The 11,436-nt window shown below is 68.4% G+C and carries 10 protein-coding genes; 3 read left to right on the top strand and 7 right to left on the bottom strand.

Features of this window, described 5'->3' with window-relative positions:
* The first annotated feature begins 277 nt into the window (after positions 1–277).
* The gene (locus Q0907_RS05250) at positions 278–2,353 is read left to right on the top strand and encodes a bifunctional diguanylate cyclase/phosphodiesterase (RefSeq protein ID WP_299342275.1); all 2,076 of its coding nucleotides are present in this window, start codon (positions 278–280) and stop codon (positions 2,351–2,353) included.
* A 21-nt stretch (positions 2,354–2,374) separates the two neighbouring features.
* On the opposite strand, the gene Q0907_RS05245 is transcribed toward Q0907_RS05250, so the two are convergent.
* Positions 2,375–3,289 carry an HDOD domain-containing protein gene (locus tag Q0907_RS05245; protein WP_299342272.1) on the bottom strand — a complete coding sequence of 305 codons (915 nt, stop codon included), beginning with the start codon at positions 3,287–3,289 and terminating at the stop codon, positions 2,375–2,377.
* A 250-nt stretch (positions 3,290–3,539) separates the two neighbouring features.
* Here Q0907_RS05245 and Q0907_RS05240 point away from each other — a divergent pair, with 250 nt between their 5' ends.
* A complete protein-coding gene (locus Q0907_RS05240) occupies positions 3,540–3,995 on the top strand; it encodes a PA2169 family four-helix-bundle protein (RefSeq protein WP_296278268.1) in 456 nt (151 codons plus the stop codon).
* Positions 3,996–4,089: 94 nt separating this feature from the next.
* On the opposite strand, the gene ligD is transcribed toward Q0907_RS05240, so the two are convergent.
* From ligD to Q0907_RS05215, 5 genes are all read right to left on the bottom strand, one after another.
* The gene (ligD, locus tag Q0907_RS05235) at positions 4,090–6,660 is read right to left on the bottom strand and encodes a DNA ligase D (protein WP_299342268.1); all 2,571 of its coding nucleotides are present in this window, start codon (positions 6,658–6,660) and stop codon (positions 4,090–4,092) included.
* A gap of 70 nt (positions 6,661–6,730) precedes the next feature.
* A complete protein-coding gene (locus tag Q0907_RS05230) occupies positions 6,731–7,360 on the bottom strand; it encodes a GIY-YIG nuclease family protein (protein WP_299342266.1) in 630 nt (209 codons plus the stop codon).
* 3 nt (positions 7,361–7,363) lie between these two features.
* The gene (locus Q0907_RS05225; protein WP_296278271.1) at positions 7,364–8,281 is read right to left on the bottom strand and encodes a Ku protein; all 918 of its coding nucleotides are present in this window, start codon (positions 8,279–8,281) and stop codon (positions 7,364–7,366) included.
* A 91-nt stretch (positions 8,282–8,372) separates the two neighbouring features.
* Complete coding sequence (locus tag Q0907_RS05220; RefSeq protein WP_296278272.1) at positions 8,373–8,639, bottom strand: DksA/TraR family C4-type zinc finger protein; 267 nt, start codon at positions 8,637–8,639, stop codon at positions 8,373–8,375.
* Positions 8,640–8,734: 95 nt separating this feature from the next.
* Positions 8,735–9,661 carry a M14 family metallocarboxypeptidase gene (locus tag Q0907_RS05215; RefSeq protein ID WP_299342249.1) on the bottom strand — a complete coding sequence of 309 codons (927 nt, stop codon included), beginning with the start codon at positions 9,659–9,661 and terminating at the stop codon, positions 8,735–8,737.
* Positions 9,662–9,782: 121 nt separating this feature from the next.
* On the opposite strand from Q0907_RS05215, the gene Q0907_RS05210 reads away from it, so the two are divergent.
* A complete protein-coding gene (locus Q0907_RS05210; protein ID WP_299342246.1) occupies positions 9,783–10,625 on the top strand; it encodes an MnmC family methyltransferase in 843 nt (280 codons plus the stop codon).
* A 9-nt stretch (positions 10,626–10,634) separates the two neighbouring features.
* On the opposite strand, the gene Q0907_RS05205 is transcribed toward Q0907_RS05210, so the two are convergent.
* Positions 10,635–11,225, bottom strand: coding sequence for a hypothetical protein (locus Q0907_RS05205; protein ID WP_299342242.1), 591 nt, complete (start codon positions 11,223–11,225; stop codon positions 10,635–10,637).
* Positions 11,226–11,436: the final 211 nt, after the last annotated feature.

The raw sequence follows: 11,436 nt of genomic DNA, 5'->3' as shown, positions 1-11,436 counted from the left end.
CCCTGGCCACGCATGTCAGCCCCGCCTCACGGAGGGACCTCCCCGACATGCACGATCCAACCTCGATCGGAGGCGCATCGACGCCCCCTGCTGGTGCGGCATGGTAACGGCCACAGGCGGCATGCTCCAGCAACCGCGTCCCACTGCGCCAGCGTCCGGGCAGATGCAAGGCGTGTGCCTGCGAGCGCCTCGTTGCGTCCCGCCACCCTCAAGACTGGCCGCGCGAGGCCGCTAGTAATTGTCGATACGCTCGCATCCCCGGGTAACGCCCCACCCCATGACCGGCACGTACAACGAGATCCTCGTTCTCTCTTCCCTGCTGGTCGCCATCCTCGCGTCCTATACCGCCCTCGACATGGCGGGTCGTGTCGCGACCACGCACGGCACGGCCGCACGCTGGTGGCTGGCCGGTGGCGCGTTCGCGATGGGCCTCGGCGTCTGGTCGATGCATTTCGTCGGCATGCTGGCGTTCCACCTGCCCATTCCGCTGGGCTACGACCTGGCCCTCACCGTCTGCTCGATGCTGGCCGCGATCGGATCCTCGGCCTTCGCGCTCTGGCTGGTGTCGCGGCCGCAGTTGCCGCATCGCCGATTGCTGCTGGGCGCGGTGCTGATGGGGACGGGCATCGCACTGATGCACTACATCGGCATGGCGGCGCTGCAGATGCAGCCCGGCATCGAGTACCACGCCGGCTGGTTCACCCTGTCGATCGCCATCGCGGTCGCGGCCTCCGGCGCGGCGCTGTGGATCGCGTTCCACCTGCGCAGCGGCGGCCGCCGCAAGTACGCGCTGCGCGCGCTCGCCGCCGTGGTGATGGGCTTCGCCATCGTCGGCATGCACTACACCGGCATGGCGGCGGCGCGATTCCCGGCCGACAGCTGGTGCGGGGCGGCCCGGGACGGCGGCGTGCCGGCGCAGTGGCTGGCGATCCTCGTGGTCGTCGCGACGGTCGCCATCATGGGCATCGCGCTGATCGTGTCGGTGCTCGACCGGCAGATGCATGCGCGTACCCACCATCTGGCGCACTCGCTCGCACGTGCCAACGAGGAACTGGTGCAGGCCGCCCTGCACGACCCCCTCACCCGCCTGCCCAACCGCATCCTGCTGCAGGACCGGATCGACCAGGCCATCGAGAAGGCCAGGCGCAAGCGCGAGCAGTTCGCCGTCATGTTCCTCGACCTCGACGGTTTCAAGGGCATCAACGACGCCTACGGCCACCAAGCCGGCGACACCCTGCTGGTGGAGGTCGCGGCACGCGTGCGCGGCCTGCTGCGTGGGCCGGACACCCTCTCCCGGCTCGGCGGCGACGAATTCGTCCTGGTCGTGGCCGGCACCGACCCGGATGACGCGGCCATGGTGGCGCAGCGCATCATCGATGCGGTGGGCGCGATGGCCCTGCAGGTCCACGGCGTCGAGCTGCATGTCACCGCGAGCATGGGCATCGCGCTGTATCCGTCCGATGGCGAAGACGAACGCGAACTCATGGCGCATGCCGACGCCGCGATGTACCACACCAAGGACAATGGCCGGAACGGCTACACCTTCTTCGCGCCCACGATGAACATCAGCGCCCACCAGCAGGTGAAGCTGCTGAACGATCTTCGCCGTGCGGTCGATCGCGGCGAGCTGGTGCTGCACTACCAGCCGAAGTTCGCGGCGCCGGACTACCGCATGGTCGGCGCCGAGGCCCTACTGCGATGGCAGCACCCGGAACCGGGCCTGCTGCCGCCGGGCGCCTTCATTCCCGCCGCCGAACGTAGCGGCCTGATCCTCGCACTCGGCGACTGGGTGCTAAACGATGCCTGCCGCCAGATGCGCGCGTGGCGCGAGCAGGGCCACGACATCGCCCATGTGGCGATCAACCTGTCTCCGTTGCAGTTCTCCTCGCCGACCCTGGTCGACACCGTCGCCGGTGCGCTGGAAAGGCATGGGGTGCAGCCGGCCTGCCTCACCCTGGAAATCACCGAGACCACCGCGATGCGCGATGCCGACGCCAGCCTCGGCATCCTCGAGGAACTCACGCGGATGGGGGTGAAGATCTCCATCGACGACTTCGGCACCGGCTATTCGAGCCTGCTCTACCTGAAGCGGCTGCCGGCGTCGGAACTGAAGATCGATCGCGCGTTCGTCCGCGAACTGGAAACCAATGCCGAAGATGTCGCGATCGTGGCGTCGATCATCGCGCTGGGCAAGACGCTCAACCTGCGGGTGGTGGCGGAGGGCGTGGAGACGACCGGCCAGCAACAGCACCTGCGGCAGCTGGGGTGCGATCTTTACCAGGGCTACCTGATGGGTGAACCGGTGCCGGCAGACCGGCTCTTCGTCCCGCAGGCGGAGACGCTGCCCGCCTGACAAGGCATCCGCGACACGGGCTCAGGCAGCGTCGGCCACCTGCGGCGCTTCCATCGCCCCGCTTGCCTGGGGTGCCGCAAGGGCAAGACCGCGGGCCAGCGAACCCATCGCCGCGGTATCGCCGGCACCCTGCTCGTCGAGCGCCTGCATCAGCCGTGCGGACAGATCCCACTCGCGGGCGACGGCCTGCCCCACCCGTGGCGCCCAGCGGTGCAGCAGGCCCGCGACCACGTCCGCAGGAGGCAACGAGCCCTTCGTCGCCGCGCAGGCATCCCGCAGCACCTGCACGACCACGACGGCACCCAGGCCTTGCAGCAGGGCCAGCAGCTGGGCAGCGAAGACGTCCTCGCGTCCGCCCGGCCGCACCGCCTGCGCCGCGATCAAGGCCGTGCGCTGCGTGTGATCCCAGATCAGGTCCGGCAAACGCCCGAAGACGCCGCCCTCCACGCGCATCACCGGCTGCATCAGCGCGACCGCGACCAGATGGCGAAGGCCATCCACGCCGACCATCGCGACCGCCCGGTCCAGGCTCTCGACCGGCGCTTCGTGGCGGCGATACAGCGCACTGTTGGCCAGCTTCAGCAGGTTGGCCGCGAGCGCGGGGTCGCGCCCGATGATCTCGGCGATGTCGCGACTCGACGCGTCGGCGTCGTTCAGCGTGCTCAACAGTTGTGGCAGCAGCTGCGGTCGCCGCGGCAGCCGCTGGGGATCCGTGACGAAGCGTTTCAGCGCCTGCCGCGCCGCGGCGATGATGGGCTCACTGTCGTCGGGTACCGGCGGCAATGCCGCATCCAGTCCCGCCAGCCGGAGCAGCGGCCCGGCCCAGTCGCGCGCGACCGCAGGCGACGCAACAGCGCCTGCCGGAAGGTCTCCGGCGGGCGCGACCGGGGACGCCGGGCGCGCGGCCGGAGCCTCGCGTTTCCACCATCCCGTCATTTTCGCAAGCAGCGGCACAGGGACCTGCCTTCGTGGGCATGTTCGACCTCATCCTATCGGCGGCGAGGCGCACAACTTGAGCAGGTCCATGCGCATGGCCGCTATCACGCCGGCATGACAAGCGCTTCTCGCCCCGACCACATTGGTGAACGCTTCATCTTCGCGGTCACGCGATGTTGATCGCCATTCGGCGACCTTGGAAGCACGAGGGCATCAGGCCCCGTTCCCTTTTCCCCTTGGAGTTTCCCCCATGGATACGCAGAAGAAGATCCAGCACAGCCTCAATGACCTGATCGAGATCGCGCGCGACGGCCACGGCTTCTACACCGAAGCCGCAGGCAAGGTGAAGGATGCCGAACTGGCCGCGCTGTTCACGCGCATCGCCGGTGTGAAGCAGGACATCGTGGCGCGCCTTAGCGCGGTCGTTGCGTCCACCGGCGGCAAGCCTGCCGAACACGGCACGCTGGTCGGCAGCATGCAGCAGTTCTACGGCAAGGTACGCGCCACGCTGGGCGACACCACCTACGGCTACGTGGCCGAACTGGAAGAGTCCGAAGACCGCCTGCTGAAGGCGTTCAATGAGACGATCAATGACGAGGACACCCCGGCGACCGCGCGTGCGGAAGCCCAAGCCCTGCTGCCCAGCGTCCGCGAGTGCCACAACGTGATGCGCGACCGCAAGCAGGTCCTGAAGCACGCCAGCTGATCCATCGGCTGCCTCCCCGACAAGAGCCCCGCGGAAGCGGGGCTTTTCTTGTTCCGCTGTGCGCCAGCGTGCAACAGGCCGCACATGCCCGTCGCTAGCGCTTCTTCGTTTTCGCTTTTGTTTTCGTTTTTGTTTTCGTCTTGGCGCCGGTCTTCGACGCCAGCGCTGCGGCGATTGCGGTGAGATCCTGCTTCCTGCGCGCGTAATCCCCCCATGGATGGTCGCCCAGGCGCGCCATGCGACGCGGGGCGGACGCCAGGGTATAGGCGTCTCCCCCCTTCAGGCGACCCAGCTCCTCCCAGCGCAAGGGCATCGCCACCGGCGCGCCTTCGCGTGCGCGCAGCGAGAACGATGCCACGCTGGTCGCACCCCGGCCATTGCGGAGGTAATCGATGAAGATGCGTCCCTTGCGGAATTTCTTGGTCGCGGTCGCGACATAGGCGAGCGGATCGGCCGCCGCCATGGATTCGGCGAACGCGTGCGCGAAGTCCTTCACCCGGGTCCACGGACACGCCGGCTTCAGCGGCACCACGACGTGCAGGCCCTTACCTCCGGACGTGCGCACGTAGGAGGCCAGTCCGAGCGCACGCAACAGCGTTCGCACTTGCCGGGCGGCGGCCACCACGCGACCCCACGCCACATCGGGTCCGGGGTCGAGGTCGAACACGACGCGGTCCGCCAGCTCGGGGGCCTGCGCATGCGCGCCCCATGGATGGAATTCGATCGCGTTGAACTGCGCCAGTTCGAGCAGCCCGGCCTCATCGTGCACCACCAGATAGTCCGCGCGTGCGCTACCCTCTTCTTCCAGCGGCACCACGTCGACGCGCTCCATGCCCGGTGTATGGTGCTTCTGGAAGAAGCACGGCCGGCCTGCGCCCTGCGGACAACGGACGACCGACAACGGGCGACCCTCGATTTCCGGAAGCAGCCATCGTGCCATCGCACGGTAATAATCGAAGACCTGACGTTTGGTGATGCCACTGTCGGGGAATACCACGCGTTCGGGGTGCGACAGTGCGACCGGCTGCGCATCGGTACTGCGGGAAGCATCGGTCGCCGGCATCGTCGTGTCCTTTGCGCGTCGTAACGGGGGCGTTCCGCGCAGGTCCGAGGGCCGCTTGTCGCGCCTTATCGCCTTCAGGGAGGATTGCCGCAGCAGGCCCTGGTTGCCCAGCCCGTGATGGAACACCTCGGCCACCAGGGTCGGCGTCACCCAGCGCGCGCGCCGCAGTTCCGGATCGTCGACCTCGACGCGCGCCGTCGGGGTGCGGCGCACGCGCGGTGCCAACTGCGCGGCCAACGCGTCGAGCAGGTCGCGACTGAATCCGGTTCCCACCCGTCCCGCGTAGCGCCAGCCGTTCGCACCGTCGGGCAACGCCAGCAGCAGCGCACCCAGACCGCTGCGACTGCCCTTCGGCGCCGTGAACCCGACGACCGCGAATTCCTCCGATGCGCGCTGCTTCACCTTCCGCCAGCTGTCCCCGCGTCCGCCGTGGTAGGGCGCGTCGGCGCGCTTGCTGATGATGCCTTCTAGTCCCCGCTCCAGTGCCATCGCCAGCGCCTCGTCTCCCCGCCCCACGATATGCGAGCTGTAGACCAGGCGGTCCGGCGGCGACTTCAGGATTTCCGCCAGCAGCGCCTTGCGCTGGTACTGCGGGCTGCGCATCAGGTCCACGCCATCGACCTGCAGGATGTCGAAGATCACGTAGGACAGGGTTGCGTTCTTCTCGCCGGACAGGGTCGCCTGCAGCAGGCCGAAATCCTCCTGCCTGCCCGCACCGGCCACCAGTTCTCCATCCAGTACGGCGTCGTCCAGTGCCAGCGCGCGCAGCGCCGCGACGATGTCAGGCGCGCGTGCCGTCCATTCGATCTCGTTGCGGGACCAGAGGCGGACGTTGCCCTTGCTGATCTGCGCGATCAGGCGATAGCCATCCCACTTGGCCTCGTGCAGCCAGGCATCCCCTTCCGGCACGTGCGCCTGCAGCTTCGCCAGCTGCGGAGCACGGAATCCCGCATGCTGGCGGCTTGCGCGCGCACCATCTAGCCGGGCCGCGCGCTTGGCCCACCGATGGCTGGCCTTCGCGACCGACGCTACACGCTTGCGTGCGCGGCCCGCGACGCGGGAAGACGTCGCGCCTGAAGGTGGTACCACGTCCTGCAGAAGATCGTCCGCCTCGTGCGTACCCGCATGGTCGTCGCGCTCCTTGAACAGCAACCACTGCGGCCTGCGCGACGGCGTCTGCGTGCGCACCAGGTGCCAGCCACCCTTCAACTTGTCGCCGAACAGGCGGAAGCGCAGGTGACCCTTGGCCAGTTGCGCTTCCGCATCGCCGTCCGTGGTCCACACGCCACGATCGAAGGTGGCCACGTGGCCGCCCCCGTACTGGCCTTTCGGGATATCGCCCTCGAAGTCGGCGTAGTTGATCGGATGGTCTTCCACCTCGGCAGCCAACCGCTTCACCGCGGGATCCAGACTGGGCCCCTTCGGGACCGCCCAGCTCTTCAGCGTGTCGCCCACCTGCAGGCGGAAGTCGTAGTGACGATGGCTAGCATGGTGAAGCTGCACCACGAACAGGGGCCTCGCGCCACGCGCGCGACGCCCATCCGCTGACGGTTCCGGCGTGCGATCGAAGCGGCGTTTGCGACGGTATTCCTGCAGGCTCATGGCGGTCCTCGGCCGCTGTTATGCCGCGCGCACCGTCAACGGGGCGTGCAAGGACGCAGCCAACCCGCCCTCACCGCGACAAGAGGGTATTGCGCGCCAGCCACGCGTGGAGCGAGGGCGACATCGCATCATCCAGGTCTATCCCGAGCGCGGCGTACGCATCGAGTGCGTCGCGCAAGCGTGCCAGCGGCGGCCACGCCGCGGCGGCCGGCCAGGCATCGGGCGCCCCGAAATGCGCGACCGCCGCTTGTTCGCCGCTGTGCAAGCGCTCACGCTGTTCCCGCAGGCGGCGCGCGATCCACGCACGCATGGGCGCGTGCACGACGAAGCCCTGCGATGCCAGCTCATATCGCGCCTCATCGAGTATCGACAGGGCACCCCGGAACCACTCCGTGTGGCCGGCCGCCTGTGCGGGCACCTGCAGCGGCGGCGGTGCGGCATGGTCGCGCAGCGCACGCTTCCAGCGCGTTTCCCAGGCACGGGCTTCGCGGAGGCTGCCGGCCTCCGCCAGCCAGCCGCGATCCAGGTCGAAGAACGCGTAGTAACGCGGCGAAAACGCCTGCATCCGCGCCAGCGGATCGGTCGCGATGCCGAGTTTGGCGTGGTCCTCGTAGGCGCAGGGGAGCACGTAAAGGCAGGCGCGCCCGCTGGCGCCCGTGCCGACGCCGTCCACTGGCACGACGCGCCTGCCTGTCGCCATGCGTCAGCGCGACGCCGCCTTGCGTGCGCGCTTGGCAGGACGCTTCTTGGCGGCCTTCGCGGTTTTGCGGGCAGGCTTCCCCTGCGCCGCCTTCTTCGTCGCGGCCTTCTTCGCAGGCGTGCGCTTCTTGCTGTCCAGGCTCTTCTGCAGCAGGGCCATGAAATCCACCACGTTGGTGGTGGCGTCCTCGTGTTCCACGTCGTCCTCCACGATCTTCGTGGTGGCCCCGCGCGACTTGATGCGCTTCTTGATGATGGCTTCCAGGCGCTTGCGGAATTCATCCTGGTAGTCGTCCGGCGTCCACGGTGCCGACATCGAGGCGATCAGGGTCTCGGCCATCTCGCGCTCCTTCGCCGTGATGCGGTAGTCGGCCGCCTTTCCGCCCGGCAGCTTGTACTCCTCCGGATCAACCAGTTCCTGCGGGTAGCGCAACATCAGCAGGACCAGCGCATCGCCTTCCGGTACAACCGCGCACAGGTATTCGCGCGTACGGATCACCACCCGCGCCACGCCGGCCTTGCCGGTGCTCGCCAGCGTGTCGCGCAGCAGCACGTAACCCTTTTCGGCCTTCTTCCCCGGCACGAGGATGTAGGGCTTCTCGAAGAACCTCAGGCCGATCTCCTCCCGGTCCACGAACGCTTCGACGTCCACCGACTCGTGCGTCTGCGGTGCAGCGGAAGCGATGTCTTCCTTCTCGACCACCACGTAGCTGCCCTTGTCGTACTCGAAGGCCTTGATGATGTCCTTCCACGGCACCTCTTCGCCGGTCTCGGCGTTGACGCGCTCGAAGCGGATCGGCTTCTTGTCGCGCGAGTCGAGCATGCGGAAGCTGATGTCCACCTTGCGCTCGCCGGACATCAGCGAGACCGGAATGTTGAGGAGGCCGAAGGACAGCGTGCCGGTCCAGATGGGGCGTGCCATGGCGTGCCTGCGCGGAACGAGGGGCGTCCATCGTGTGCAGCGCCCGCGGAAACCGATGTGAAGACGTCGGCGCCGGCAGCCGGACCGTCGCTCAGCGCAGCTGGCTGTCCTTGCTGCCGCGGCGGTTGTACAGGCCGGCACCGTGCTCTTCCTGGTCGGCCGCTTCCTGGCAGGCGACGCACAGGCGGACACCCGGCACGGCTTTCCGCCGCGCGGCGGGAATGGGTTTCTCGCACGCCTCGCAGTGGGTCAGGCTGGGACCCGTCGGCAACGCGCGGCGTGCGCGCTCGATGCCATCCTTCACGGTCGCATCGATCTGGTCCTGCACGGCGCCGTCGCCGGCCCATCCGGTTGCCATGGTGGTCTCCTCGCGGATCTCGGTTGCCAGGCCAGCTTACGCCGCCACCGACAACGGGATTTCACGAACAGGAATGGGGGCGCACCGGCGCCGCATCAACCGTGCGCCAGCGCGTAGTCGATCGCCGCCGCCACGGCCGCCACCTGCGCATCGTTGCACTGCTGTGGCGTGGCCTTGGGGCTGTCCGGGTACACCTCGGTGATGGTGGTGTAGCGCGCATCGGTGATGCCGGTACACAAACCCAGCGAAGTGACCGGATACTCGATCACACCTTCGGCGACGACCGGCGAACCGATGATCTCGCCCTTCGCATCGGCCGGCGCGATATGCGTCACCGCCGCGACCGCGGCGATCACCGCACGCTGGAAGTCGGGCTGGCGGCGCTCGCTGTCGTCCACCAGGTAGAAGCCGTCCGGGATCTCGCCCGGCTCGTAAGGCTTGCCGTCGCGCGCGGCCAGCGCGGGACGGAATTCGGTCTCGTCGCTGTCGGTGGTCTCGTGCAGGTCGATATGCATCCGCACGCGCGTCCTGAGCGGTGCGACCAGGTCGATCAGCGCGGCGGATTCCTGGGCCGGACTGTCGGCCCGGAAGGAACGGTTCGGGTCCAGCGCATCGGCGTTCCAGCGATGGATGCGCTCGTAGCCCCACGGGCTCACGCAAGGCACGACCAGCAGATTGGCCTTGCCGGCGTAACCTCCGGCGCGCTGCTCCAGGAACTGCAGCGCCCCATGCACGCCACTGGTCTCGTAGCCGTGCACGCCGCCGGTCACCAGCATCGTCGGCAGTTCGTCGTTCCAGTCGCGGCTGCGGACGGCGAACAGCGGATAGCGTTCGCCGGGGCCGTAGTCGAGCGTTCCATACTGCTGCACGTCGAAGCGGTCGCGCAGGGCGTCGACCGCCACCACGACATCGTCGACGTAACGCCGCCGCACGCGCTGCTGCCCGCGCCACTGCGCCTTTTCCGCCGCGCCCCAGGGCTTGCCAGGCGTACCGATGGGATGGAAGCGTTCGAGGGTGGTCATGGCGACGATGGCATGGAATATCGGGGGCCGCACTATACCAGCGGGTCCGTCGCCTCCCGCGCACTGTCCTCTTCGCGCCAACGCGGTGAAAATGGCGCGACGTCTCCCGCATGAATGCCCGATGCCCCGCTACGCCGGCCCCCTGCTCACCCGCGACACCGCCGCTGCCCTGCTCGCCGCCCGCGAGCGCGGCGACACCCGCTGGCCGGGCTCGCTCGACCTCGGCCGTTCGCAGGACGAGGCATGGCTGGAGGCCGACGGCTGGCGCTGGCACGGCGTCGCGTACCCGTATCCAGGCAGACTCAAGGACCGCACGCTGTACGGGTGGGACGGCGAGGACTTCGCGCCGGTGTCGCGCTATGCGGGGTCGCTGATCAAGCTCGTGCCCACCGAGTGGGGGGTGCCGACGTTCGAGATCGACGGCATCAAGATGCTGCCGACCTCGAAGGCATCGCCGCTGGACGATGCGCGCCGCAAGGTCGCCCTGGTCGAGCCGAAGGGAAAGACCGTGCTCGATACCTGTGGTGGCCTGGGTTATTTCGCCGCGTGCTGCCTGGAGGCCGGCGCCGCGCGCATCCTGTCGTTCGAGAAGAATGCGGACGTGCTGTGGCTGCGCACGCTGAACCCCTGGTCACCGGATCCGGACGATGCGGCCGCCGCAGGTCGCCTGCAGCTGTTCCATGCCGATGTGTCGCAGGCGATCGCGCAGGTGCCGGATGCGTCGGTGGATGCCCTGCTGCACGATCCGCCCCGCTTCGGCATCGCCGGCGAACTGTACTCGCAGGCGTTCTACGATCAGCTCGCGCGCGTGGCGCGCCGTGGTGGCGCCCTGTTCCACTACACCGGCAGTCCCAACAAGCTGACCAGCGGGCGCGACGTGCCCGGCGAAGTGCTGAAACGGCTGGAGAAAGCCGGCTTCCGGGCACAGCGGGCGCTGGACGGCGTCATGGCCGTGCGTCGCTGACGCGCTGCATCAGTACTCCAGTGCGACGGCGTAGAGTCGAAGCCGTCCTGCGTAGGTGCCCTGCCGGTTTATCTCGAAGTACCACCACGGGCCGTCGGGATCGATGCCGTTGGTGTCGGTCACGATCACGGTGCTCTCCTGCATGATCGTCGGGGACTCCGGCACCGCCACCAGCGGCGTGCCATAGCTCGCGTAGGTCTCGAAGCCGCTGCCGTGCTTCAGCGTGACCGGCGTGACCACGAACTGCAGGTCGCCGCCCGCATCGTCGGTGATTTCAAAGAGGAAGCGCAGGCGGATGCGTGTGCCGGTGAAATCGTCGGGACGACGCATCGTGAACGACATCGCCCCGGTGTTTCCCGTCCAGTTCACGCCGCGCGTGTGCACGTCGAACGTGCCGAACGTCGACCGCGACAGCGCATGCGCAGGCACCGTGATGTTGTGCGCGAAGCGCGGGCAGCGCGCCGGCTGCTGCAGGCACAGCAGCGACACCCTGTCGACGACGGGCGCCCCCTTCCGCAGCAGTTCGTCGGAAGGGGGCGCGGCGAACGCCTGCCCGCAGGCAACCACGAGCAGTGCCGACATCATCGTGCGGATGGCCATGTTCCGTTCTCCATGAACGCGCCCTCGCGCGATGCGCGGGCTTGCACTCAGGCCCAACGCGGCGACGTGGCGGGAGCGGACAGGGCCGGGCTGCCCACGCCGTGCGTACGGCGCGACCGCCATCACGCCGTGGCGATGGTGCGCTGCAGCTTTCCCCTTTGGCCAATGTCCCGGCCGGAAGCGCTGTGGCCCACTGCCGGCACTTCACACC

Origin of the sequence: uncultured Pseudoxanthomonas sp., assembly GCF_947498795.1 — a bacterium.
Lineage (GTDB): Bacteria > Pseudomonadota > Gammaproteobacteria > Xanthomonadales > Xanthomonadaceae > Pseudoxanthomonas_A.
This window is presented reverse-complemented; position numbering and strand designations above follow the sequence as displayed.